Genomic DNA, 24805 nt, shown 5'->3' with positions numbered 1-24805 from the left:
CGTCACCGAACCGACGTGAGCCTGCCCACCCCGGATGATCCGGCGTCGGTCAAACCGCCGCGAGAGCGACGTCCGCGACCTCGTCCTGCTCGACAACGAGCCGTGAGGGCTGCACGAGGACCAGCAGGACGAGGGCACCCAGCCACACCGCTCCGAACATCACCACGGCCATGCCGACCGCACTCCCGGTGCTGATCAGGCCGGTCAGGGGGGTGATGATGCTCGCCATCCCGAACTGGATGGCACCGAGCAGCGCTGCCGCAGAGCCCGCGGCCTCACCGTGACGCGACAATGCGAGCGCCGGAGTGTTGGGGAACGACAGGCCCACCGCAAACATGACGAACCACAGCGGCACGAGCACCAGCACCAGCGGCGCATCGATCAGTGCGGCCACGAGCAGGGCGGTTGTCGCGAGCATGCCCAGACCCACCCCGCCCGTCAGGATGTGCTGAGGTTCCCACCTGCGCAGGAGGAATGGGTTGACCTGGGTCGCCACGATCAGGCCAGCGGCGTTGACGCCGAACAGGATGCCGAACTGCTGTTGGTCCAGGCCGTAGTACTCCTGCAGGACGAACGACGAACCCGCGACGTAGGCGAAGAGGGCACTGAACATCAGGCCCGCGAGCAGCACCAGACCGACGAAGGCGCGGTCGCGCAGCAGCACGGCATACGTGCGGAGGGTGGCACCGATCCTCGCGGGCCGCCGCCGCTCGACCGGCAGGGTCTCGTTCATGCCGAGCAGCGCGACCACGAAGAGCACGACCGCGACGAGGGCCAGCGCCACGAAGATCCCGCGCCAACCCGTGAGCTGGAGCAGGAGGCTGCCGAGTGACGGAGCGAGGATGGGAGCCACGCCGATGACCAGCGTGAGGTGGCTCAGCAGACCTGCCGCCCGCCGCCCGGTGAACAGGTCACGCACGACGGCCATCGCCGTGACCGCGACCGCCGCACCCGAGACGCCCTGACCGATGCGGACAGCAGTGAGCACCTCGATGGACGGAGCGAGCGCGGCCAGCACGGACATCACGGCGTGGGCGACGATGCCGCCGAGCATGACGCGGCGACGCCCGACGGCATCCGAGATCGGCCCGAGCACCAACTGCCCGAGACCGAGGCCGAGCATGATGCCGGTGAGGGTGAACTGCACCTGTGGCTCGGTGGCACCGAGGTCGTCCGCGAGCGTTGGCAGCGCGGGCAGGTAGGTGTCGATCGTCAGGGGACCCAGGGCGACCAGAGCGCCAAGGACGAGGACCATCTTGAGATAGGCACGCCCGGCGAGGGCCGTTGACTGCGTCTGGGGCGCTGCTGGCCGCTGGTCGGTCACGACGCCGCCGCTGAGTGGCTCGGCGAGAATGTCGGTTTCTTGGGGGGCGGGGCGCGCACGCACGCTACTGACTCCTGAAATGGGTGGTCGGACTGAATCGCGGCACGCACCAGTGAGCCCGCATCACCCATGCCAAGGCATGGGTGAGCCGGTGCATTCCCGTTTCGCGTTCCGGGTCTGCGGATCGGCCGGGGCGGTCCTGCGATCCGCTGGCGACTAGGGTGTGGCGGTGCGAGTGGTGATTGCGAAATGCAGCGTTGACTACGACGGTCGGCTGACGGCCCATCTCCCGCTCGCGACCCGGTTGCTCATGGTCAAGGCTGACGGCTCGGTCCTCATCCACTCCGATGGCGGTTCCTACAAGCCCCTCAACTGGATGTCCCCGCCGTGCGCCATGGCCGAAGTCGACCCGGACGAGACAGAGGTCGCAGACGGGGTCACAGCGGTGTGGGTCGTGCAGCATGCCAAGTCGGAGGACCGCCTGCGGGTCAAGATGCACGAGATCCACAGCGACACCAGTCACGACCTCGGCGTCGACCCGGGTCTGGTGAAGGACGGGGTCGAGGCCCACCTCCAGAAGCTCCTCGCCGAGCACATCACGACCCTCGGCGATGGCTACACCCTGACGCGGCGCGAGTACATGACGCCGATCGGTCCCGTGGACATCCTCTGCAAGGACGCGGCTGGGGCGACGGTGGCAGTCGAGATCAAGCGTCGGGGTGACATCGATGGAGTCGAGCAGCTCACCCGCTACCTCGAGCTGATGAACCGCGATCCGCACCTGCGACCCGTGGCCGGTGTCTTTGCCGCGCAACAGATCAAGCCGCAGGCACGCACGCTCGCCGAGGACCGCGGCATACGCTGTGTCGTTCTCGACTACGACGACCTCAAGGGCATCGACAACAGCGAACACCGACTGTTCTGACAGTCTGAGCCCTCGTTCAGAGCATCGACTCCCCACTCAGAGGGTCTGACACGCGCTCGCTGCGCGCCCGGCGCACCCCAAACACTGCGAGAACCGCAAACGACGAGGCGCCGATGGCCAGGGCGAGCCATGCAGGGCACGCGAACAGCACAGCGGTGTCGGCGACGTCGAGCACCACGGCAAGCGCAACCGCTGCGACCACCAGCACGAACACCGCCAGGAGGGGCCGCTTCAAGCGGCCCAGGAGAACCAGCACCCCGAGGGCCGCGCCGACGAGGACGACAGCACCCCCGAGGTCGCCCACCCGGACCGTCACGTCCTCGTCGCCGAGCATGCCCTTGATGCCCTCGAGGGTGAGGGCTCCGGCAAGGAAGCCGAGGACGGCGCTGGGAAGCAACGGCGCCAGGTCCGCCACGCTGTCGGCGGGACTGCCAGCCAGACTCTGGGCGTATGCCGCTGGGTCACCGAAGGCGTCCTGCGCCGGCTCCCCCGACTCGGCGCAGTGGGTCTCGACCAGTTTGAGGTGATCGGCGATCGACGCGGCCGGGACGTTCCGCAGGCGAAGAGCCACCACGAAGTCGCGGCGCCATCCGGCATCGAGGGTGGTCTGCTGGTTCATCATCATGATCTCCTTGCGCTGGGGACTGGCGATCCGGTGAGCACCGCGGTGACGCAGTCGCTGAAGGCGCTCCATCGAGCGACCTCTGCAGCGAGATGGGCCGTTCCGCTCTCGGTGAGCTCGAAGTACTTGCGACCGGGCCCGCCCTCGCCCGGCTCCCACTGCGAGGCAATGAGGCCCTCGGCCTCCAAACGCCCCAGGAGCGGATAGAGGGTGCCACCTTTGATGGCTCCGAAACCGCGGGTCTCCAACTCTGTCGCGATCGCGTAGCCGTAGGTGCGACCGGGCGCCAGGAGGGTGAGCACGAGGAGGGCAAGCGCGCCCCGGAGCCAGTCGCTGGGCCACGGCGCATCGGTCATGCTCGTGAGGATAGACAAACATTAGTCAGTCTGTCTATCTAGAGAGACTGACTACCTAGTCGGCCTCGCGAGCCGGTTTCGTCAACCTGGGCCACGACACCGTCACACGACGGATCGGTCGGCACTTCCGGGCCACGAGTTGACCAGCACGTCGTCCCCATCGATCGAGATCTCGGCCACGGCACAGTTGGGTAGGTACCGCTTGGCCGCGAGGTCGTTGCGCACATTGCGTCCCATCCTCGGCAGGCAGAACGACATCACTCCCCCATGCGTGAACACCAGCACTGACTCGCCGCGGTGCTGGTCCGCGATCTCCTCAAGGGCGCCGCGATAACGCTCAAGGACCTCCTCGCCGCTCTCGCCCCCGGGGATGAAGGTGCCGAGGTGACCGGCCTTCCACGCCTCGAAGACACCTGCCAGCTCCGGATCGTCATGGGCGCGGCCAGCCAGCGCGCCGACCGAGAACTCCTCAAGCCCATCCACCGCGCGGGACTCGACACCGAGAACCTCCGCCGCAATCACCCCGGACTCGACAGCGCGCTGCAACCGACTGGTCCAGACCCCCGCGATGTTGCGCGACCGGAGGGACTCGGCCAGCTCACGCACCTGAACCTTGCCCTTGTCGGTCAGCCACCCACCATCATCGGAGAGCACCTTGGCGTGCGGGTACTCCGCATCGCCGTGGCGCGCTACGAGCAGGGTTGCGGGACAGTGCAGATCGCTCACTCCCTCACCCTCCCACGTGGTCACGACAATCCTTTGGGTATGCCGTTCGGTCCCGAATCAGTTCGACACCGCACCTTCTCGGCTGATCCACTGAGGGCGTGACCGACGACTTCATCTTCGCGACGCTCGATCTCGACGACGAGAGCGCTGACAACACCGCTCGCATCCATGGGTGGCTTGAGGCGATCATGCGGGGCTTCCACCAGGGGCGCGCGACTGACGAGCTCCGTGACAGGTGGCTTGCCGCCGTGCGGGTCGACGGCGCGACGAACCGTGGCGTGTGGGAGTCCTCGGACCTGCCCTTGTCGGACGACGTGCCGGTCGCCACGTTCGGTCACTTCGTCAAGACGATCAACACCGGCGCCGAGACGATCCCAGCCTGGATGATCACCGACGTGACGGTGGCACCCACCCACCGTCGACGTGGACTCATGCGTCGCCTCATGACCGAGAATCTCGCGAGCGCCGTCGCCGAGGGAGCACCCGTGGCGGTGCTGACCGCGTCAGAGGGCGCGATCTATCAGCGCTTCGGTTTCGGTCCGGCGACCCGCGAGGCCCGGGTGCGGGTCGACACGTCGGCCCGGTTCCGACTTCGCGAGCGGCCGGTCGACGGCGGCCGGGTCGTCATGGTCGATCCGACGGCAGCGTGGACCTCGTTGTCGACCGTTTTTGCCCGCCATCACGAGGTGACCCGCGGCAGCGTGGGCCGCCCCAACTACTACGAGTCGTGGCTCCAGGGCTACGACTGGGAAGAGCAAAGCGAGGACCGCAAGCAGCGTCTAGCGGTGCGCTTCGGACCCGACGGTGAGCCGGACGGCTTCGTCTCGTACGCGATCAAGGAGGGGGACGCCGTCGAGGTGAAGGTGCGCGACATGGTCACGGCGACCCCCGCGGCGCACCTCGCTCTCTGGCAGTTCCTCGCCGACATCGACCTCGCCGAGGTCGTCACCGGCCCGGCCGCGGTCGTTGAGCCACTCGCGCACGCGTTGGTTGATCACCGTGTTCGAGGCGTCACGGCGATGCCCGACCACCTCTGGGTACGCATCCTCGACGTGCCTGTGGCCCTTGCAGCCAGACCGTGGTTCGGCGACGACCGCCTCAATGTCCGCGTGGTCGATGATCTCGGCCACGCCGACGGCACGTTCTCGATCGAGGCCGCCGGCGGCCGAGCGTCGGTCACGCCGACAGCTGATGAGCCCGATGTCACGCTCGACGTCGAGACGCTCGGCACGCTCTATCTCGGCGACGTCGCCGTCGATCCACTGGCCCGGGCTGGGCGCATCACCGGCACCGAGGACGCCATCCGCCGCTTCGGCGCGATGACCGACGGCAGCCCCTCACCCCACTGCAACACCCACTTCTAGACCCCGACCGAGACCGACCGGGAGCCATGCCATGGGTCGGGCGCCGATCAGGCGGAGGGGACTGCCGTTGCCATGCGGGAGTCGCGGATGACGTCGACGAACCTGGACATGATGTCGTTCAGGCCGAAGTCCTTGGGGGTGAACACCTCGGCCACACCCAGCGCCTTCAGTTTTGCCGCGTCGGACTCGGGGATGATCCCGCCGACGATGACCGGGATGTCGCCGGCACCGGCCTCGCGCAGCCCATCGAGAATCTCGGGCACGAGTTCCATGTGCGACCCGGACAGGATCGAGATGCCGACGAGGTGGACGTCCTCGGACACAGCCGCAGCAACGATCTGCTCGGGCGTGAGCCGGATGCCCTGATAGATGACCTCGAAGCCGGCGTCGCGCGCACGCACGGCGATCTGCTCGGCCCCGTTGGAGTGTCCGTCGAGCCCCGGCTTGCCGACGAGGACGCGCAGGGTCTCGCCCAGCTCGTCGCGCAATGCCCCGACTCGCTCGCGCACGGCAGAGAGCTCGGCGCCGGCGGCCCCACCCGTGAGACCTACCGAACCCGTGACGCCTGTGGGGGCGCGGAACTCGCCAAACACGTCGCGCAGGGCCTGGGCCCACTCCCCCGTCGTCACCTCGGCGCGGGCGCACTCGATCGAGGCCTCCATGAGGTTCTCGTCCGTGGTGGCGGCGGCCCTCAGCCGGGCCAGCGCAGCGGCTGCCCGATCGCGCTTGGCAGGGTCCGCGTCGCGCCTCTCGCGCCACTCGCGCACCGCCTTCGAGGCCGCTGCCTCGACGCCGGCGTCGACCGTCTGGATGGCGGTGTCGAGGTCAGCCGTGAGCGGATTGGGCTCGGTCGTCTCGAACTTGTTGACGCCGACGATGATGTCCTCGCCGGCCTCGATGCGCTGGCGACGCAGGGCGTGCGATGCGACGAGCGCCGACTTCATGTAGCCGCTCTCGACGGCCGCCACGGCCCCACCCAGTTCAGCGACTCGAGCGATCTCGGCCTTCGCTCCGGCAACGAGTTCGGCCACCTTGGTCTCGACGACCTTCGAGCCCTCGAAGAGGTCTTCGTACTCGAGGAGGTCGGACTCGTAGGCCAGCACCTGTTGCATGCGCAGCGACCACTGCTGGTCCCACGGACGCGGCAGTCCCAATGCTTCGTTCCACGCCGGCAACTGGACGGCCCGAGCGCGAGCACCCTTAGAGAGCGTGACTGCGAGCATCTCGAGCACGATGCGCTGAATGTTGTTCTCTGGCTGAGCCTCGGTGAGCCCGAGCGAGTTGACCTGGACGCCGTAGCGAAAGCGCCGCTGCTTGGCGTCGGTCACGCCATAACGCTCGCGGGTCAGCTCGTCCCACAGCTCGACGAAGGCGCGCATCTTGCACATCTCCTCGACGAACCGGACACCGGCGTTGACGAAGAAGGAGATGCGGGCGACGACCTCACCGAAGCGTTCTTCGGGCACCTGACCCGCGTCGCGCACCGCATCGAGCACCGCGATGGCCGTCGACATCGCGTAGGCGATCTCCTGCACGGGCGTCGCGCCGGCCTCCTGCAGGTGATAGCTGCAGATGTTGATCGGGTTCCACTTGGGGATGTCGGAGACCGTGTAGGACACCATGTCCGTGATGAGTCGCAGTGACGGAGCCGGCGCGAACACATAGGTCCCGCGTGACAGGTACTCCTTGATGATGTCGTTCTGCGTCGTTCCACCTAGGGCCTTGACGACCTCAGCGGCATCCTCACCCGCAGCGTTGGCCTGGTCCTCGGCCGCCACCTGGTACATCGCGAGCAGCCACATCGCCGTCGCGTTGATCGTCATCGACGTGTTCATCTGACCAAGCGGGATCTGGTCGAAGAGCGCCCGCATGTCACCAATGTGCGAGATGGGGACGCCGACCTTGCCGACCTCGCCGCGCGCGAGCACGTGGTCGGGGTCGTAGCCGGTCTGGGTCGGGAGGTCGAAGGCAACCGACAGACCCGTCTGCCCCTTCTCGAGGTTGCGGCGGTAGAGCGCGTTCGAGGCAGCGGCGCTCGAGTGGCCGGCATACGTGCGCATGACCCACGGACGGTCGCGCTCGGGTCGGGCAGGAGCGGCGGCGGGCGGCAGCGCGGCAGAAGGGTCTTCGGGCATGCGGTCGACGCTACCTGTGGCCCACCCGTCGAGACAGGGTCTCAGGCGGTGAGAGTCCTCACGCCCCCGCGACGGCGGGAGGGGTTCGGGCGGGTGAAAGCCGGTCGATGAGCCACTCCAGCGGTCCACGCCCGATGAACCGCGCCCATGCCCAGGCCGTGATGAGTGCAACCCCGAGCAGAAGGATGAACGGCAGCCAGCCGCCGTCGGGGAACGCCGGAATGAGCGGCACGAGAAGCGCCACGTGGAAGACGTAGAGCGACAGCGCCACCTGACCGATGAGCGCGAGCGGTCGCAACACGGCATACACCGAAGGTTGCCTCGCACCAGCGATGTCGGTCGCCATGACCAACCCGTATGCCGCAAGCGCCAGTCCGCCCTCCTGCAACTGGTCGGGGTAGTCACCGGAAAAGACGACCGGGTGCCCCAACAGCTCGGCGGCGAAGCTTGCCCACACCATCGCCAGTCCGCCCAGGAGGCACCACCACGACGTGCGTTCGTCGTCGAGCCCGCGACGCGCCAGCACGGCACCGACGAGGAAGAGAGGTAGCAGGGTGAGCACGCGGTAGTGCGTGTTGGTGACGAGCCATTGCGCGAGCGGGTTCTCCGCCCAGCCAGCCGTGGTGGCCGCGCCGCCTGCGACCCCACCGGCAGCGCGTGTGACCGCCTCGATCACCCACGGCCCACCGGCGAAGAGAGCAGCAGCGATCGCCAGCAACCACCGCGAACCCAGCACCAGCAACGGGGTCCCGACGATGAGCAGGAGACCCAGGATGTGCAGGATCACGGCGACCCAGTGGTCGAGCTGTTCGAGCCCCACGCCGAGCAGGATCAACGCCACCCCCCTGACCACGGCACGCGCCATCCCTCGGGAGGCCGTCCCACGGGTGAAGACGAGCCCGGCCGCCACGCCCATGACCAGCGCAAAGAGTGGAGAGGCCAGGTCGTTGACCTGTTGCAGCAGAAAGGCACCCGACTCGGATACGCCCCCGCTGATGAACGGGACGCCGTGGGCGATGACCATTGCGACGACGGCCAGCCCGCGCGCGGCATCCAGCCCAAGGGCACGAGGCGGGGCCGCCGGGGTGACACTCACCGGCTCTCCGCACGATCTGTCACGCGGTTCGTCACCCGGACAGGATGACAGAGGTCAGCTGACCGCGGCGGTGAGCGTCGACGGGGCGGTGGCGATGAGGTGGTTCAACCGAGCGCGGCGCAGGAGGCGACGCGTGCGCTCATCGGCGTCGACGATGCAGAAGGTCCGCGATCCGCGACGCGCGCGACGCAGGCACTCGACGATGACGCCGAAGCCGGTCGCGTCACCGATCTCGCACTCGGAGAGGTCCAGGAGGAGGTCGTCGTGACCATCGTCGACGATGCGGTGGAGCACCATCCGCAGGTCTGGCACGGTGTGGAAGTCGAGGCGTCCGCGCAGGCAGACATGGTGACCAGACTCGTCGCGATGCTCGGTGAGCGTCACGATCGTGTGTCGACGTTGATCCACGGTCGCCTCCTTAGGCTGGCACCCATTGAACGCGACACTTCCCACGGACCGGGGATGCGCCGGGTAAAGAATCGGCAAAGGTGTCTGGCAGGCTCAGGCCATGGTCAACCTCACCCGCATCTACACCCGCACCGGCGATGACGGCACCACCGGGCTGGGGGATTTCAGCCGCACCGCCAAGACCGATCCGAGGCTTGCCGCCTACGCCGACGTCAACGAGGCCAACGCCGTGATCGGAGTCGTCCTCACGACCGGAGACCTGCCCGACGACGTGCGCGCCATCCTCACCCGTGTCCAGAACGACCTCTTCGACGTGGGGGCCGACCTGTGCACTCCCCTGCGCGAGAACCCCGAGTACCCACCACTGCGAGTCCAGAGCGCATGGATCGACGAGCTCGAGGCCGACTGCGACACCCAGAACGACAAGCTCGAGAAGCTCCGCTCGTTCATCCTGCCCGGCGGCACGGTCGGGGCAGCCCACCTGCATCAGGCGACCACGGTGGTCCGCCGAGCCGAGCGCACGACCTGGGCGGCCATCGAGACCCACGGCACCGACCTGGGCACCGCCAAAGGTGAGGGCGGGGTCAACCCGACGACCGCGGCATACCTCAACCGGCTTTCAGACCTGCTGTTCATCCTTGCCCGCGTGGCCAACCTCGACGCCGGCGGCGACGTCCTGTGGCAGCCCGGTGGCGGCCGGGCAGAGGCACCTACCAAGGGGCCCAAGGTCCCTGACACCGACGACCCCACCACCGACGACGACTGAACGCCTGGCGTCGTCAGGCGACGTTGACGTTGAATCCGGGGGGCGAACTCTCGAGCCAGGCACGCAACGACGTGTATGCCGCTGGGCTGAGGGCAAGTTCGTAGTCATTCGAAGGAGCGTGCCCGGTCACACACACGGCGTCCGACGGGAGCCCTGGGACAGCCTCGCCGAGCCGGTGCGGGGCACCGAGGTCAAGGTCGTGACGCACCCACGAGTGGTCAGGACGCAAAGAGGGACCGACGACTGAGAACCAGTCGAGGTGATCCCCCGCGATGCGTGCCAGGCCAAGACGCCAGCGGCGGTCTCCGGTGTTGATCGCACAGAGCATGAGCGGCTTGCCACCCGAGATGTAGCGGCGGCGCAGCCAGACAAAGAGGACGGCGGCCACAAGCAGGGCGAGCGCCACCACGAGCACGAGCTCGATGGTGGCGATCGGCGTCATGGCATTCCCCGCCCTGAACTCAGTTGGTCAGTCCCGAGGCGTCAACGGCCTCGGCGAGAATCGTCACTCGGTCGTGGTCGACCGAGAGGAAGCCACTGTTGATCGTGGCGGTGCGGACTCCGCCTTCACCGTGGATCTTGACCTCGCCCTCGACGAGAACGCCGAGCAGCGGGGTGTGACCGGGCAGGATGCCGAGCTCGCCTGCGATGGAGCGGGCACTCACCTGGCTCGCCTCGCCCTCCCAGACCTTGCGGTCCGCGGCAACGAGTTCGACCTGAAGCTGGCTCACGTATTCCTCCGGGAAGTGGTGTGTGAAGAGAGTCTACCGCCGCCGGATTCGACGTCCGGCGACGATCAAGGGAGTGCGTGGCAGGCTCGCGACGAAGGAGCGGGCCACGCACTCCCGTTGAGGAGCAGGACAGGAAGGCTCAGAGGTTCTTCTGGATCTCTGCGGCCTGACGCTCGACGTCGTCGAGGCCACCACACATGAAGAACGCCTGCTCGGGGAAGTGGTCGAAGTCGCCGTCGGCGATCTTCGTGAACGCCTCGATGGTGTCGACGAGCGGCACCGTCGAGCCCTCGATACCGGTGAACTGCTTGGCAACGTAGGTGTTCTGACCGAGGAAGCGCTGGATGCGACGGGCGCGGTTGACGAGGATCTTGTCCTCTTCGGAGAGCTCGTCGATCCCCAGGATCGCGATGATGTCCTGCAGCTCCTTGTTGCGCTGAAGGATCGACTTGATGCGCACCGCGGTGGTGTAGTGGTCCTCGGCGATGTAGCGACGGTCGAGGATTCGCGAGGTCGACGTGAGCGGGTCCACGGCGGGGTAGATACCCAGCGAGGCGATCTCACGCGAGAGCTCGGTCGTCGCGTCGAGGTGCGCGAACGTCGTGGCCGGGGCCGGGTCTGTGTAGTCGTCAGCGGGCACGTAGATCGCCTGCATCGAGGTGATCGAGTTGCCTCGCGTCGAGGTGATGCGCTCCTGGAGAACACCCATCTCGTCGGCGAGGGTCGGCTGGTAACCCACGGCGGACGGCATGCGGCCGAGCAGCGTGGAGACCTCGGAACCGGCCTGCGTGAAGCGGAAGATGTTGTCGATGAAGAGCAGAACGTCCTGGTTCTGCACGTCGCGGAAGTACTCGGCCATGGTCAGGGCCGAGAGGGCCACGCGAAGACGCGTGCCCGGCGGCTCGTCCATCTGGCCGAACACGAGGGCGGTCTGTCCGAGGACGCCGGCCTCTTCCATCTCGACCATGAGGTCGTTGCCCTCTCGGGTGCGCTCACCGACACCGGCGAACACCGAGACACCACCGTGGTCGCGAGCGACTCGGGCGATCATCTCCTGGATGAGGACGGTCTTGCCGACACCAGCACCACCGAAGAGGCCGATCTTGCCACCCTGGACGTAGGGGGTCATCAGGTCGATGATCTTGATGCCGGTCTCGAACATCTCGGTCTTGGACTCGAGCTGGTCGAAGGCCGGAGCCTTGCGGTGGATGCCCCACCGCTCCTTGGGCTCGAAGGTCTCGCCCTCGGCGAGGTTCATGACCTCACCGGTGGTGTTGAAGACCTTGCCAAGCGTCTCGTCGCCGACGGGCACTGTGATGGGGCCGCCGGTGTCCTGCACCTGGGTGCCGCGGACGAGGCCGTCGGTCGGCTGCAGGGAGATGGCGCGAACCATGTTGTCGCCGATGTGCTGGGCGACCTCGAGGTTGAGGTTCTTCGTCTCGCCCGAGAGCTCGACCGTGGTGGTGAGCAGGTTGTACTGCTCGGGCATGGCGTCGGCCGGGAACTCGATGTCGACGACCGGGCCGATGATGCGCGAGACGCGACCGATGCCGCCGGGCGTGGCGTCGTTGGCGGAGTTGTCAGTGTCTGTGACAGTGGCAGTCATTTTCTCTCTCACTTGCTCTCGGCCAGGGCGCTTGCGCCACCGACGATTTCGCTGATCTCTTGGGTGATCTCGGCCTGACGGGCCTGGTTGACCAGCCGGGTGTACTTCTTGACGAGTTCCTCGGCATTGTCCGTCGCGGACTTCATCGCACGCTGACGGGCGGCAAGCTCGGAGGCCGCAGCCTGGAGCATGCAGTTGAACAGGCGCGACGTGACGTACTTGGGCAGCAGCGCATCGAGCACCTCCTCGACGCTCGGCTCGAACTCGTAGAGCGGGAACAGGTCGCCCTCTGCAGGCGCCTCGGTCCCTTCCACGATCTCGAGCGGAAGCAGGCGGATGACCTCGGGCTCCTGCGTCACCATCGACACGAAGCGCGAGAAGACGATGTGGACCTCGTCGACACCGCCCTCGGACTCGGTGTCCAGGAGGAAGTCACCGACGAGCCGCTCACCGATCTCACGGGCGGTCTCGAAGGTCGGCTTCTCGGAGTTGCCGGTCCACTCCGCCGCGAACTCGCGCTGACGGAACTTGTAGTAGCCGACCGACTTGCGACCGAGCAGGTAGGGGACGGCTTCCTTGCCCTCTTCACGCAGTCGCGCAACGAGGCGCTCGGACTCCTTGAGCACCGACGAGCTGTAGGCGCCTGCGAGTCCGCGGTCCGACGTGATGATGACGACCGCAGCGCGGGTCACCTTCTCCTTCTCGGTCGTGAGGATGTGGTCCTCATTCGAGAAGGTTGCGACGGCCGAGACGGCGCGCGTGATCGCTCGCGCGTACGGGCTCGATTCACGCACGGCCTGCTGGGCCTTGACGACGCGAGCCGCGGCCATGAGCTCCATGGCCCGCGTGATCTTCTTCGTCGCGCTGACGGACCGGATGCGCTGCCGGTAAACCCGGATCTGCGCTCCCATAGTTTTCCGCCCTTCCTGTGTCTCACGTTTCGGTGTGTGCTGTCGAACTTGTGGGGTATGCCGTGTGGTCGCCTTGAGCGACCGGGCTACCGGTGCCGGGTGGTCACGGAGGTGACCGCCCGGCATACCGGATCGATCAGCGCTTCTGCTTGACGATCTTTTCCTGCTCGGAGTCGAGGGCGTCGTCGCCACTCTCGGTCGAGTCGACGGGAACGTTGTCCTTGTCAGAGGGCTCGAAGCCCTTCTTGAAGGAGTCGATCTCGACCTTGAGGGCCTCTTCGGTGGAGGCCTCGAACTTGCCCGTCTCGCGGATCGCGTCGAGCAGGTCCTTCTTGCTGCGGCGCAGGTGGCCGAGGAACTCGGACTCGAAGCGGCGGATGTCCTCCACTGCGACCGAGTCGAGCTGACCGGTGGTGCCGGCCCAGACCGAGACGACCTGCTCCTCGACGGGGAACGGTGCCGACTGCGACTGCTTGAGCAGCTCGACGAGACGCGCACCCTTCGCCAACTGGGCCTTGGAAGCGGGGTCGAGGTCGGACGCGAACATCGCGAAGGCCTCGAGCGCACGGAACTGCGCCAGGTCGAGCTTGAGGCGACCGGAGACGCCCTTCATGGCCTTGGTCTGCGCGGCGCCACCGACTCGGGACACCGACACACCCACGTCGACCGCGGGGCGGACGTTGGCGTTGAAGAGGTCGGCCTGGAGGTAGATCTGACCGTCGGTGATGGAGATGACGTTGGTCGGGATGTAGGCCGAGACGTCACCCGCCTTGGTCTCGATGATCGGGAGGCCGGTCATCGAACCCGCACCGAGCTCGTCGTTGAGCTTCGCGCAACGCTCGAGCAGACGGGAGTGCAGGTAGAAGACGTCACCCGGGTAGGCCTCGCGGCCCGGCGGACGACGCAGGAGGAGCGAGACGGCGCGGTAGGCCTCGGCCTGCTTGGACAGGTCATCGAAGACGATGAGGACGTGCTTGCCCTGGTACATCCAGTGCTGGCCGATGGCCGAGCCGGTGTAGGGCGCGAGGTACTTGAAGCCAGCCGAGTCCGAGGCCGGAGCCGCGACGATGGTCGTGTACTCCATGGCACCAGCGTCCTCGAGCGTGCCGCGGACCGACGCGATGGTCGAGCCCTTCTGGCCGATCGCGACATAGATGCAGCGGACCTGCTTGGTCGGGTCGCCGGTCTCCCAGAATTCCTTCTGGTTGATGATCGTGTCGACGGCGACGGTGGTCTTGCCGGTCTGACGGTCACCAATGATGAGCTGGCGCTGGCCACGGCCGATCGGCGTCATGGCGTCGACGGCCTTGAGGCCCGTCTGCAGCGGCTCGTGAACCGACTTGCGCTGGACGACGTTGGGCGCCTGGAGCTCGAGCGCGCGGCGCTCGTCACTCTGGATGTCGCCGAGACCATCGATCGGGTTGCCGAGTGGGTCGACGACGCGACCGAGGAAGCTGTCTCCCACGGGAACGGAGAGGACCTCTCCGGTGCGCTTGACCTCCTGGCCCTCCTCGATCTTGGAGAAGTCACCGAGGATGACGACACCGATCTGGTGGACGTCGAGGTTGAGCGCGAGGCCCAACGTGCCGTCCTCGAACTCGAGGAGCTCGTTGGTCATGGCCGAGGGCAGGCCCTCGACGTGCGCGATGCCGTCACCGGCGTCAGTGACGCGGCCGACCTCTTCGCGCGAAGCCGCTCCGGGCTCATAGGACTGGACGTAGGTGTCCAGTGCGTCCCGGATCTCCTCCGGACGGATCGAGAGCTCCGTCATGTGATCTCTTCTCCTCGGTAACCAGCCCCCTGTGGGGCCGAAGTGTGTGGGGTGTCGTGCTCTTCAGATGTGGTCGAACTGGCGGACAGACACGTTCTGTATGCCGTTCCGCATGTCTTCGGGACTAGCCGGCGAGGTCGTGCCGCACCGTTTCCAGGCGCCGCAGGACGGTCCCGTCGACGACCTCGTCGCCGATCTGGACCCGAATCCCACCGACGACCCTGGTGTCCAGCACCGTCTGCAGGGTGACCTTCTTGCCGTAGATGTCACGCAGCGCCGAGGCGAGGCGGGACCGCTGCTGCTCGTCGAGCGGGATGGCGACCGAGACGACAGCTGTGAGCTCGTCACGACGCGTCGCCGCGAGCTTGAGGTAGGTCTCGAGCACCCGGTCGAGGCGTCGACCGCGTGCGACGAGCACTGCCTGCTCGGCGAGGCGCACGGTTTCGGGCGATGCCTTGCCCTCGAGCAGACCCCGCACGATGCCGGCCTTGCCGGTCACATCGGTGTTGCGGCTCGAGAGGGTGTCGCGCAGCTCGGTGTCGCCGGCGACGATCCGCTCGAAGCGGAACAGCTCGTCCTCGACGGCGTCGATGCGACCTGCCTTCTCGGCGCTGGCAAGCAGCGCACGGACGGCGAGTGCCTCGAAGGTGTCACTGAGGTCGCCCTCGCTGGCCCAACGCTGCGCGACGACCTCACCCGTGACGGATGTGGCTGCCTCGCTGACCTTGCCGCCGAAGATGCGATCGGCCAGGCCTCGCTTGGCCTCGCCGTCACGAGCCGGATCGGCGAAGGCGCGTCGCAGTCCGGCGTCGCCCTCGATCGTCGCGGCGATCGAGAAGAGCTCCTCGGCCAGCGCGTTGCGGTCGACGCCGTCGAGAGCCGAGTTGAGGGCCTCCTCGGCCGCCAACCCAGCACCACGAGACGAGCCACGCATCAGGCGTCCCGCCCTGCCGTGCCGTCGGTGCCCAGGTCGAGCTCACCCTGTGCGGGCTGCTCCGATGCCTGGGCATCTTGCGCCGGAGCCGGAACGGACGCCGCGGCGACCTTCTCGGGGCGGAGCGAACCGCTCTCGAGCTCGGCGAGGAAGCGGTCGATCATGCCCTTCTGACGGACCTCGTCCTCGAGGGACTCGCCGACGATGCGGCTGGCGAGGTTCGTTGAGAGCGTGCCGACCTCGGAGCGCAGCGAGACCACGGCCTGCTGACGCTCGGCTTCGATCTGACGCTTGGCCGACTCGGTGATCCGGCTCGACTCCGCCTGCGCCTTCTCGCGCAACTCGGTGACGATGGACGCACCCTCGGCCCGCGCCTCCTCGCGGATGGCGTTGGCCTCGGTGCGGGCCTCGTGCAGCTGGGCTTCGTACTGCTGCAGGGCGGCCTGGGCCTGGGCCTGGGCTTCCTCTGCCTGCTCCATGCCGCCTTCGATGGCAGCACGACGCTCCTCGTATGCCTTCTCCAGGTTGGGGACGACGAACTTCGACACCACCCAGTAGAGGATTCCGATCATCACGAGACCAAAGATCAGCTCGGGGATGTGCGGGATGAGGGGCATCTTGGCGCCCTCAGCGGTCGCCAGTGAGACGACCGTCGAAGGCGTGGCGGTGAACTGCACGGGGACTCCTAGTGCTTCGTGCCGGATCTAGAGGGTGTGCCGCTGGGATGTGGCTCAGGCGCCGGGAACGAAGTAGAGCACCAGCGCGAAGATCGCAAGCGCCTCAGCAAGCGCGAAGCCAAGAATGGCGATCGGCTGGAGGAGGTTGCGGGCCTCGGGCTGGCGGGCCACACCGTTGATGTAGGCGGCGAAGATCAGGCCGACGGCAATGGCCGGGCCGATGGTCGCGAGTCCGTAGCCAACGAGCGAGAGGTTTCCGTCCACGATGATTCCTTTTCGTGTGTGTCCGACGCGACCGTGTGTCGCGACGAAGAACTTGGGTTGTGCTTGAGGGATATGAAGTTGTGGTTGAACAGTCTGACGAGCCGACGACGCGGGGTCTTAGTGGTCGTCGGCGAGGGCTCCGGCGATGTAGCTGGCCGCGAGCAGGGTGAAGACGTAGGCCTGGAGGAACTGGACCAGCGCCTCGAAGACGACCATGGCCGCGGCCATGATGAAGGTCGGGACCGAGAGCAACTTGAAGACGACACCCTGGGACAAGAAGAACGCACCTGCACTCACGAAGAGCACGATGAGCATGTGCCCGGCAAACATGTTGCCGAAGAGTCGCAGCGCGAGCGTGAGCGGGCGGGTGATGAAGTAGGTGATGAACTCCAGCACGAAGATCGCGGGCGTGATCCAGCCCGGCAGGCCCGGGGGGACCAAGTGGGCGAAGTAGCCCTTGAGGCCCATCTTTTGGATGCCGATCCAGTGGTAGACCACATAGACGACGAGGACGAGCGCGATCGGGAAGCCGATCCGACCCATCGTCGGGTTCATCACCGGCGGGATGATCCCGAACCAGTTGTTGATGAGGATCAGCGAGAAGAGGCTGAACAGGAGCGGGACGTACTTGAGGAAGTGCTTGGTCCCGATCATGTCGCGGGCGATGCCGTTGCGCGCGAAGTTGTAGAAGCCCTCCATGTAGAACTGGCCCTTGGAGGGGACGATCGCGGCGTTCTTGGACAGGGCCACCATGACGACACTGAGGATGACGACGGAGACGCCGCCCCAGACCATCTGCTCGGTGATGGCCCAGTCGCCCTCGCCGATCAGCGGGAGCCAGAAGATGTCAGGCGTGGGGGTCTCGAAACCCTCACCGCCCTCTGCGGCGACGACGGCGGTCGTGGTCCCTGCAGCAAGCGCAGTCAGGATCACAGGTGGTTCTCCTCGTTCATGGTGATGGCGGCACCCTGCAATCGCGGCTCGTGCGCGAGTCGCTTGCAGACGATGGTCAGGGGCGTCACGACGTACCGTACCGGAGCCAGATGACGTAGAGCGACAGTGCCATCCCGGCCAGGATCCCGAGCACGACGATGAACCCCGTGCCCAGTAGTTGGTCGAGTCCGAAACCGATCGCGCCGAAGACGGCGGGGCCGGTCAGGAGGTAGGCGATGACGGTGGCGCCCAGGGCGTCAGCGCGGGCATTGGCGCTCGGCAGCTCGGGGTCGTCGTGCCACTTGGCAAAGGGCTCGTGGCCCTCAACGCCCTTGGGAAACTTGCGGTCGTCATTCATGACGTCGCTCCCCCATCGAGCGACCCCGGGTGGATCTCGTGGCGCGCGCGGACGTAGCCGGTGATCTGCCCGACCTGCATGACGATCGTCTGGGCCACGGCCGACAGGGCGAAGGAGCGTCCGTCGAGCCAATCCACGCTGGTCAGCACGGCGACGATGGCCATGATGACGACGAGCTGACCGAGGTAGACGACACCGGCGCCAGCCATGGACGTGGCTGCCGGGCCCATGACCACGGCGGTGATGCCCAGGAGCCCGACGACGAGAACGATGAAGACGGTTGCGGCACCCGCGAGAGCAGAAAGCGCGCCCTGCTCACCGGCATACGCCCAAAAGGCGCCTGTCAGGAGGGGGAGGGCGACCATCCCAGGAACGAGAGCACCCCGCAGCATCATCCGGACCGGGGTCCGTGGCGCGGGGTGTGAAGTCACTGGCCGTCTCTGTCGTTGAGGGGGTTCCGGGTGCTTGTGAAAACTATCACAAGCCCTCCCGCGAGGCCAACTGGCCGATGATTCAGGGCGTCCCCGCCGCCGGTTCTGGCGGCGAATACACTCACCGCCATGAGACAGCGACTCCTCGTCGGCTTGGCCTTCGCGGACGCCGCACTCCTCATCGTTGCGCTCTTCGTCGCGTCCTTCATCGTCTTCCAGGCCCAGCCCTTCAGCGACGCCGTCCTGGCCCAGACGCGGGGTCGAGGGTTGCTCAGCATCATCGCCATCGCGATCATCAGCTCGCTCATCGGCAGTGCGCTCGTGGGTGCCGTGATGCCCCAGGGCCCGCCCCGACCGACCTACAGCCGCGGGGCGCTTGCCGCCCTGTTCGCGTTCTTCGTGATCTCTGCCCAAATCGTGTTGGGGCGGCCCTACTACTCGCGAAACCACCTCTTTATCTCCTTGGCCATCTGGCTGGGCCTGGTGCTCATGCTCCGTCTCGCCATGCGGCTTCGGGCGTGGACCGAGCATCTGGTCGTCGTGACGAGCTCGGACGCCATCGTGCGAGCCCTTGACGCCACGCCCCACGTCAAGGTCGTCGGCGTCATCGATCCCGCAGCCACCGGGCCCCTGCCCGCCCCCCCGGTCGACACCATCCTCACCGTTGACCTCAGCGCCCCCTGGTCGCGAGAGATCACCCGCTACGTCTCCGCCACGTCCGTCGCGGGCCGCGAGGTGCGCCCGCTCAACGAGGTCTACGAAGAGCACACCGGGCGCGTCCCCCTTGACCACCTCTCTGAGGGGTGGGAGATCGAGACCTCCTTGCTGCGCAAGCTCCCCTTCCTCCCCTTCAAGCACGCCGTCGACCTCGTCCTCGTCGTGCTGACCCTCCCCTTGTGGCTACCTGTCGTCGCGGTCGTTGCCCTGCTCGTCCGCGTCGTCGACGGAGGCCCCGTGATCTTCCGTCAGGTGCGCGTCGGCCGGCGCGGCGAACTCGTCGAACTCTTCAAGTTCCGCACGATGCGCGCCGATGCCGAGGCCCAAGGTGCCCGTCAGGCCACCGGCGACGACCCGCGGATCACCCGACTCGGTGCCTTCCTGCGAAGCGTGCGGCTCGACGAGCTGCCCCAGTTCTTCAACATCCTGCGCGGCGAACTCTCCCTGATCGGGCCCCGGCCCGAGCAGGTGAGCTTCGTCGAGAAGTACCGCGAGGCCATCCCCTTCTATGACCAGCGGCACCTCGTGCGACCCGGCATCACGGGTTGGGCCCAGGTGCGCCACGGCTACGCGGCGTCGGAGGAGGAGACGATCGAGAAGCTCTCCTACGACTTCTACTACCTCAAGCACATGTCGCCGCTGCTCGACCTCGAGGTCCTCGCCCGCAGTGTCTGGACGGTGGCATCGGCCTCCGGCACCAAACCCAAACCGGCTCGCCCCTCCAGCGAAGAAGCCGCCGCGCTCGAGGTCGAGGCGCGCGAGCAGGCCGAGCGCGAGCAGGTCGAGCTCCAGGCCGAGCGCGAGCAGGTCGAGCGCGACCGGCAGGACCGCGACAGCTGACCTGCCCCAAACGACTTATTGCCCGTCCACACGGGTCCCAGCACCGCTGAACGGTGCGGGACCAAGTGCGCGAACGGGCAATAGGTCGAGGCTCAGCGGGGGTATGCCGGGAAGCGCGTCACGAGATCGGTCACCTCGGCGCGCACCTCCTTGGAGACCTTGTGCTCCGGGTCAGCGTCGCCGCCCACGACAGCGCGGGCGATGAGGTCAGCGATGGTGCGCATCTCGTCCTCACCCATGCCCTGCGTCGTGACGCAGGGCGTCCCCACTCGAATGCCACTTGCCACGTTGGGCTTCTGCGGGTCGAACGGGATGGCGTTCTTGTTGAGGGTGATTCCGGCTGCGTCGCAACGCGCCTCGGCGTCGACCCCGGTGACAGCCACAGGCTGGAGGTCGTGGAGCGAGAGGTGGGTGTCCGTGCCACCCGTGGTCGGGCGAATCCCCTTCTCGCTCAACGTCTGCGCCAGGACCTTGGCGTTGGCGATGACCTGCTTCGCGTAGGTCTGGTACTCGGGAGAGGCGCACTCCTTGAAGTTCGTGGCCTTGGCCGCGATGGTGTGCATCTGCGGACCGCCCTGCATCATCGGGAAGACCGCCTTGTCGATCGCTGCCTTGTGCTCCTCCTTGCAGACGATCGCGCCACTGCGCGGACCACGGAGCACCTTGTGCGTCGTGAAGCTGACGACGTCGGCGTAGGGCACCGGGCTGGGGATGGCCTTGCCGGCGACGAGACCGATGAAGTGCGCGGCGTCGACCCAGAAGATCGCCCCGACCTCGTCGGCCACCCGGCGGAAGAACTCGAAGTCGATGAGCCGCGGGATCGCCGACCCTCCGGCGAGGATGACCTTGGGCTTGTGCTCCTTGGCCAGTCGCTCGACCTCTGCGTAGTCGATGTCCTCGGTGTCCTTGTCGACGCCGTAGTGGAGAGCGTTGAACCACTTGCCCGAGAACGACATCTTGGTGCCGTGGGTGAGGTGGCCACCGTGCGGCAGGCTCATCGCGAGGATGGTCTCGCCGGGCTTCATGAAGGCGCCGTAGACCGCCTGGTTGGCGCTGGCGCCCGAGTGTGGCTGAACATTGGCGTGGTCGGCCTCGAAGAGCGCCTTGGCCCGCTCGATGGCCAGGACCTCGGCCTTGTCGACCTCGGAGCACCCGCCGTAGTAACGGCGCCCGGGGTAGCCCTCGGCGTACTTGTTGGACAGCGTCGAGCCGAGCGAGGTGAGGACGGCGGGCGAGGACATGTTCTCACTCGCGATGAGCTGCAGACCGCCGCGCAGGCGATCGAGCTCCGACACCAGCACTCCCGCAATCTCGGGGTCGTAGGCCTCCAGGGCCCCGAAGTCCGAACCGTAGAACGTCTCACTCATCGCTGCTGCTCTCCTCGGTGACTGGTGTCGGCTCAGCTGCCTCGTCTGACGGCAACTCTAGGTGCTCGGCCGCGAGGGCCAGGATCTCGTCCGCGTCGATCGCGCCTCGGCGCAGGATCGTCGGTTCGGAGTGGGTGCAGTCGACGATGGTCGATGCCAGACCACCGGTCACGGGACCGCCATCGAGGTAGAACTCCACCGACGACCCGAGCTGGGTCGCCGCATCGATGATGGTGCGCGAGGCCGGCTGTCCGGTCCGGTTCGCGCTGCTCACGGCCATCGGTCCGACCTCCTTGAGGAGCTCGAGGGCGACGTCGTTGTCGGGCATGCGCACCGCCACCGTGCCGCCGGTGTCGCCCAGGTCCCACATGAGGGAGGGCTGCGCCTTGAAGACGAGCGTCAGCGGACCGGGCCAGTAGCGCTCGATCAGGGCGCGCGCGTAGGCGGGCACGTCCGTCGCGAGTCCGTCGACGGTGCGGACCTCCGGGACGAGGACCGGGGGCGGCATCTCACGTCCGCGGCCCTTGGCGTCAAGGAGGCGCTGGACCGCGTCGGGCGAGAAGGCATCGGCACCGATGCCGTACAGGGTGTCGGTGGGGAGGACGACGAGATCCCCTTGGCGCACTCCGGCGGTCGCCTTGGCGATGCCGTCCTGGCGCCCTTCGGGCGTCGTGCAGTCGAAGACGGGGCTCATGGGGCCAGCCTAGGACCGGCGTCCGCGCACACAGAGCGTCGGCCCCCCTGACCGACGTGCGAATTCGGTGGGCCCGCATCGCCCAAAACGGGCCCTGGCCTGCGTAATGTCGGTCTCGCGTCCCCGTCTAGCGAAAGAGGTGCAACCCATGCGTGGTTCCGGACTCATCTGGACAATCGTCGGTGTTCTTCTGATCATCGTTCTGCTGATCTACATCCTTTGACCGACTGACGAGAACGTCTGCGGCCCCCAGCCCTCGGCTGGGGGCCGCGGCCGTATCCGGGCCCGGACGGGTCAGGCGCGGATCGCCACTGTCGCACGGGGTCGTCCGGTGAGGTCCTCGCGATCCTCGACGTGCGACCAGGAGCCGGTCGCCTGCAGCGCCGCGGGGAGCGACTCACCCTGACTGTCGGCATGCTCCATGACGAGCACTCCCCCGCTGCGCAGAAGCGCGACCGCCCGGGCCGCAACGAGCCTCGGGATCGCCAGACCGTCCTCGCTCCCGCCATAGAGAGCGACGTGGGGGTCGTGATCCCGAACCTCCGGGTCGATCGGCTCGGCTGTCGTCGGGATGTAGGGCGGGTTCGACACGACGACATCGACCTCGGAGAGGTCCTCGAATGCCGTCACCGCGTCACCGTGCACGATCTCGACGTCGAGAGCAAGCCGCTCGCAATTGCGTTGCGCCCAGGCCACGGCAAGGTCACTGACCTCGACGGCGTGCACCTGCGCCTGCGGTACTTCGGATTTGATCGACAGCGCGATGGCACCGGAACCGGTGCAGAGGTCCACCACCACGGGAGCGGGGACCCCGTCGTCGAGACAGGCCTGCGCCGCGTCGATCGCCCATCCCGCCACCACCTCAGTCTCGGGGCGCGGCACGAACACCCCCGGGCCGACCTCCAGCTCGAGCCCACGGAACCACGCCCGGCCGGTGAGGTGTTGGAGCGGAACGCGACTGGCCCGCTCGGCGACGAGTGCGGCATACCCCTCAGGGACGGAACCACCGAGGATCATGAGCCGCCGCACCTCGCTCGAGTCGACGCCAAGGGCGTGCGCGGCGAGTGCAACGGCGTCATGCTCCGGCGAGCCGACGCCTGCTTCGGTGAGGCGACGGGTGGCATCACGGACGGCGTCACGCAGGTCGCTCACGCGGTCCCCTCGCCCAGGGCCGCGAGACGGGCCGCCTCATCCGCCGCCATCGCCGATTCGACGACGGGGTCGAGCTCACCGCCGAGGACGGTGTCGAGGTTGTAGGCCTTGAAGCCGGTGCGGTGATCGCTGATCCGGTTCTCGGCGAAGTTGTAGGTGCGGATGCGCTCGCTGCGGTCAACCGTGCGCACCTGGCTCGCGCGAATGTCGGCACTCGCTGCGTTCGCCTCGTCCATCGCCATCTGATGCAACCGTGCTCGCAGGACGCGCATCGCGGCCTCGCGGTTCTGCAGCTGGGACTTCTCGTTCTGGCAGATGACGACAGTGCCGGTCGGGAGGTGGGTGAGCCGCACCGCAGAGTCGGTGGTGTTGACGCTCTGCCCACCCGGGCCGGAGGAGCGAAAGACGTCGACGCGCAGGTCGTTGGCGTGGATCTCGACCTCGACCTCCTCAGCCTCCGGCATGACCCAGACGCCGGCAGCGCTCGTGTGGATGCGGCCCTGGGTCTCCGTCACGGGGACGCGCTGGACGCGGTGCACGCCGCCTTCGTACTTGAGCCGGGCCCACGGTCCCTCACCCGGCTGGGGAACCTTCTTGGACTTGACGCTGACCTGCACGTCCTTGAATCCGCCGAGGTCGGTCTCGGTCGAGCCGAGGACCTCGGTGCGCCAGCCGCGCTGGTCGGCGTAGCGGAGATACATGCGCAGCAGGTCGCCGGCGAAGAGCGCGGACTCCTCGCCGCCCTCTCCTGCCTTGACCTCGACAATGACGTCGCGGTCGTCGTCGGGATCGCGCGGAATGAGCAGGCGGCGGAGCCGGTCCGCGGCATCGGTGGCGGTCGCCTCCAGCCCCGGGACCTCGGCCGCGAACCCAGCGTCCTCGGTGGCCAACTCGCGAGCCGTTTCGAGGTCGTCGGTGGCCAACTGCCAGACGGCGTATGCCGCCACCGTCGGTCCCAGCGCGGCATACCTCTTGTTGATCTCGCGGAGCTGGTCTGGATCGGAGGCGATCGCCGGGTCACCCATCTCGCGCTCGAGCGTGGCGTGCTCCTGGGCGAGAGCTTCGGCGGACTCGAACATCGGGTGTCCTCTCAGGGACGGTCAGCGGTGGGTGGGCAGCTGGGTCGAGGGGCGGGTGCTGGGCTCGGTGGAAACACGAATGCGCCGACCCGGATCCCTTGCGGGATCAACGGGTCGGCGCATTGAGAGTGCTACGCGTCGGCCTTCTTGCCGTAGCGAGCCTGGAAGCGTGCAACGCGGCCACCGGTGTCGAGAATCTTCTGCTTGCCCGTGTAGAACGGGTGGCACTGGCTGCAGACCTCAGCGTGGATCGCGCCGCTCTCGGCGGTGCTGCGCGTGGTGAACGACGCGCCACAGGTGCAGGTGACCGTGGTCTCGGCGTAGTTCGGGTGAATGTCCTTCTTCACGATGTTCTCCTTGAGAGTCCTGGTTGTCTCCGGGTCGGCGGGTCCATCAGGTAGATGCAAACCCGGTAGCGCCCCGCCTGCATCCACTCGTGAGGGTGATGCTCAGGAAACGCGTTCGTGCCGTGAACCGGTCCAGCGATCAAGTGTGCCAGAGCAGGCACACAGTGACCTAAACGACCGCCTCCGCCCCCGCATTCCCGCCCATCTGCGCAAACCTCACAGGCGTGCTGCAGGGCGCGCGACCTAGCGCGCGACCTAGCGCGCGCCCTGC

27 protein-coding genes are annotated in these 24805 nt (G+C 67.3%); 4 read left to right on the top strand and 23 right to left on the bottom strand.

Annotated features, from left to right (window positions below):
• Nucleotides 1–49: 49 nt before the first annotated feature.
• The gene (locus V6K52_RS06595) at nt 50–1387 is read right to left on the bottom strand and encodes a multidrug effflux MFS transporter (RefSeq protein ID WP_353953087.1); all 1338 of its coding nucleotides are present in this window, start codon (nt 1385–1387) and stop codon (nt 50–52) included.
• A gap of 166 nt (nt 1388–1553) precedes the next feature.
• Here V6K52_RS06595 and nucS point away from each other — a divergent pair, with 166 nt between their 5' ends.
• Entirely contained in the window at nt 1554–2249 is a 696-nt protein-coding gene (nucS, locus tag V6K52_RS06590; RefSeq protein ID WP_353953086.1) for an endonuclease NucS, read from the top strand.
• A 16-nt stretch (nt 2250–2265) separates the two neighbouring features.
• Here the strand turns inward: nucS and V6K52_RS06585 are convergent, their stop codons facing one another.
• The 3 genes from V6K52_RS06585 to V6K52_RS06575 all read right to left on the bottom strand — a co-directional run bounded on the left by V6K52_RS06585 (nt 2266) and on the right by V6K52_RS06575 (nt 3977).
• Nucleotides 2266–2868 carry a hypothetical protein gene (locus tag V6K52_RS06585; protein ID WP_353953085.1) on the bottom strand — a complete coding sequence of 201 codons (603 nt, stop codon included), beginning with the start codon at nt 2866–2868 and terminating at the stop codon, nt 2266–2268.
• A 2-nt stretch (nt 2869–2870) separates the two neighbouring features.
• Nucleotides 2871–3227, bottom strand: a complete 357-nt coding sequence (locus tag V6K52_RS06580; RefSeq protein ID WP_353953084.1) for a PadR family transcriptional regulator — start codon at nt 3225–3227, stop codon at nt 2871–2873.
• A gap of 102 nt (nt 3228–3329) precedes the next feature.
• Entirely contained in the window at nt 3330–3977 is a 648-nt protein-coding gene (locus V6K52_RS06575; RefSeq protein ID WP_353953083.1) for a histidine phosphatase family protein, read from the bottom strand.
• A gap of 74 nt (nt 3978–4051) precedes the next feature.
• Here V6K52_RS06575 and V6K52_RS06570 point away from each other — a divergent pair, with 74 nt between their 5' ends.
• Nucleotides 4052–5317, top strand: coding sequence for a GNAT family N-acetyltransferase (locus V6K52_RS06570; RefSeq protein ID WP_353953082.1), 1266 nt, complete (start codon nt 4052–4054; stop codon nt 5315–5317).
• Between the two features lie 47 nt (nt 5318–5364).
• Here the strand turns inward: V6K52_RS06570 and V6K52_RS06565 are convergent, their stop codons facing one another.
• The 3 genes from V6K52_RS06565 to V6K52_RS06555 form a co-directional block, all read right to left on the bottom strand.
• Entirely contained in the window at nt 5365–7377 is a 2013-nt protein-coding gene (locus V6K52_RS06565; protein ID WP_353953728.1) for a protein meaA, read from the bottom strand.
• 133 nt (nt 7378–7510) lie between these two features.
• Complete coding sequence (locus V6K52_RS06560) at nt 7511–8548, bottom strand: acyltransferase family protein (RefSeq protein ID WP_353953081.1); 1038 nt, start codon at nt 8546–8548, stop codon at nt 7511–7513.
• 54 nt (nt 8549–8602) lie between these two features.
• Entirely contained in the window at nt 8603–8956 is a 354-nt protein-coding gene (locus V6K52_RS06555) for an STAS domain-containing protein (RefSeq protein ID WP_353953080.1), read from the bottom strand.
• A 100-nt stretch (nt 8957–9056) separates the two neighbouring features.
• On the opposite strand from V6K52_RS06555, the gene V6K52_RS06550 reads away from it, so the two are divergent.
• Nucleotides 9057–9722 (top strand): cob(I)yrinic acid a,c-diamide adenosyltransferase, encoded by a 666-nt coding sequence (locus V6K52_RS06550; protein ID WP_353953079.1) that lies wholly within the window; start codon nt 9057–9059, stop codon nt 9720–9722.
• A gap of 13 nt (nt 9723–9735) precedes the next feature.
• Here V6K52_RS06550 and V6K52_RS06545 read toward each other — a convergent pair whose 3' ends face one another.
• From V6K52_RS06545 to V6K52_RS06495, 11 genes are all read right to left on the bottom strand, one after another.
• Nucleotides 9736–10164: a DUF2550 family protein gene (locus tag V6K52_RS06545; protein WP_353953078.1), complete on the bottom strand. Its 429-nt coding sequence runs from the start codon at nt 10162–10164 to the stop codon at nt 9736–9738.
• 19 nt (nt 10165–10183) lie between these two features.
• Nucleotides 10184–10453: a F0F1 ATP synthase subunit epsilon gene (locus V6K52_RS06540; RefSeq protein ID WP_353953077.1), complete on the bottom strand. Its 270-nt coding sequence runs from the start codon at nt 10451–10453 to the stop codon at nt 10184–10186.
• 139 nt (nt 10454–10592) lie between these two features.
• Entirely contained in the window at nt 10593–12059 is a 1467-nt protein-coding gene (atpD, locus tag V6K52_RS06535; RefSeq protein ID WP_353953076.1) for a F0F1 ATP synthase subunit beta, read from the bottom strand.
• An 8-nt stretch (nt 12060–12067) separates the two neighbouring features.
• The gene (locus tag V6K52_RS06530; RefSeq protein WP_353953075.1) at nt 12068–12970 is read right to left on the bottom strand and encodes a F0F1 ATP synthase subunit gamma; all 903 of its coding nucleotides are present in this window, start codon (nt 12968–12970) and stop codon (nt 12068–12070) included.
• Nucleotides 12971–13106: 136 nt separating this feature from the next.
• On the bottom strand, nt 13107–14741 hold the full coding sequence (gene atpA / locus V6K52_RS06525; RefSeq protein ID WP_353953074.1) for a F0F1 ATP synthase subunit alpha: 1635 nt from the start codon (nt 14739–14741) through the stop codon (nt 13107–13109).
• 124 nt (nt 14742–14865) lie between these two features.
• Nucleotides 14866–15675, bottom strand: coding sequence for a F0F1 ATP synthase subunit delta (locus V6K52_RS06520; protein WP_353953073.1), 810 nt, complete (start codon nt 15673–15675; stop codon nt 14866–14868).
• The gene (locus V6K52_RS06515) at nt 15675–16352 is read right to left on the bottom strand and encodes a F0F1 ATP synthase subunit B (protein ID WP_353953072.1); all 678 of its coding nucleotides are present in this window, start codon (nt 16350–16352) and stop codon (nt 15675–15677) included. Before V6K52_RS06515 ends, V6K52_RS06520 begins: the two co-directional genes overlap by 1 nt.
• A gap of 54 nt (nt 16353–16406) precedes the next feature.
• Nucleotides 16407–16622, bottom strand: coding sequence for an ATP synthase F0 subunit C (locus V6K52_RS06510; protein WP_353953727.1), 216 nt, complete (start codon nt 16620–16622; stop codon nt 16407–16409).
• Nucleotides 16623–16733: 111 nt separating this feature from the next.
• A complete protein-coding gene (atpB, locus tag V6K52_RS06505; protein WP_353953071.1) occupies nt 16734–17549 on the bottom strand; it encodes a F0F1 ATP synthase subunit A in 816 nt (271 codons plus the stop codon).
• A gap of 85 nt (nt 17550–17634) precedes the next feature.
• Nucleotides 17635–17907 carry an AtpZ/AtpI family protein gene (locus V6K52_RS06500; RefSeq protein ID WP_353953070.1) on the bottom strand — a complete coding sequence of 91 codons (273 nt, stop codon included), beginning with the start codon at nt 17905–17907 and terminating at the stop codon, nt 17635–17637.
• A complete protein-coding gene (locus tag V6K52_RS06495; RefSeq protein WP_353953069.1) occupies nt 17904–18272 on the bottom strand; it encodes a hypothetical protein in 369 nt (122 codons plus the stop codon). Before V6K52_RS06495 ends, V6K52_RS06500 begins: the two co-directional genes overlap by 4 nt.
• A gap of 195 nt (nt 18273–18467) precedes the next feature.
• Between V6K52_RS06495 and V6K52_RS06490 the strand changes: the two genes are divergently transcribed.
• Entirely contained in the window at nt 18468–19895 is a 1428-nt protein-coding gene (locus V6K52_RS06490) for a sugar transferase (protein ID WP_353953068.1), read from the top strand.
• A 92-nt stretch (nt 19896–19987) separates the two neighbouring features.
• Here the strand turns inward: V6K52_RS06490 and glyA are convergent, their stop codons facing one another.
• From glyA to rpmE, 5 genes are all read right to left on the bottom strand, one after another.
• Nucleotides 19988–21262: a serine hydroxymethyltransferase gene (gene glyA, locus V6K52_RS06485; RefSeq protein ID WP_353953067.1), complete on the bottom strand. Its 1275-nt coding sequence runs from the start codon at nt 21260–21262 to the stop codon at nt 19988–19990.
• Nucleotides 21255–21956 carry an L-threonylcarbamoyladenylate synthase gene (locus V6K52_RS06480; RefSeq protein WP_353953066.1) on the bottom strand — a complete coding sequence of 234 codons (702 nt, stop codon included), beginning with the start codon at nt 21954–21956 and terminating at the stop codon, nt 21255–21257. The genes glyA and V6K52_RS06480 overlap by 8 nt, the downstream gene beginning before the upstream one ends.
• 294 nt (nt 21957–22250) lie before the next feature.
• A complete protein-coding gene (prmC, locus tag V6K52_RS06475; protein ID WP_353953065.1) occupies nt 22251–23108 on the bottom strand; it encodes a peptide chain release factor N(5)-glutamine methyltransferase in 858 nt (285 codons plus the stop codon).
• A complete protein-coding gene (gene prfA, locus V6K52_RS06470) occupies nt 23105–24187 on the bottom strand; it encodes a peptide chain release factor 1 (protein WP_353953064.1) in 1083 nt (360 codons plus the stop codon). Before prfA ends, prmC begins: the two co-directional genes overlap by 4 nt.
• 131 nt (nt 24188–24318) lie before the next feature.
• The gene (gene rpmE / locus V6K52_RS06465; protein ID WP_009775720.1) at nt 24319–24534 is read right to left on the bottom strand and encodes a 50S ribosomal protein L31; all 216 of its coding nucleotides are present in this window, start codon (nt 24532–24534) and stop codon (nt 24319–24321) included.
• Between the last annotated feature and the right edge of the window lie 271 nt (nt 24535–24805).

This window comes from Knoellia sp. S7-12, assembly GCF_040518285.1.
Lineage (GTDB): Bacteria > Actinomycetota > Actinomycetes > Actinomycetales > Dermatophilaceae > Knoellia.
The sequence above is the reverse complement of the archived record's forward strand: the minus strand, read 5'-3'. Positions and strand labels throughout refer to the sequence as shown.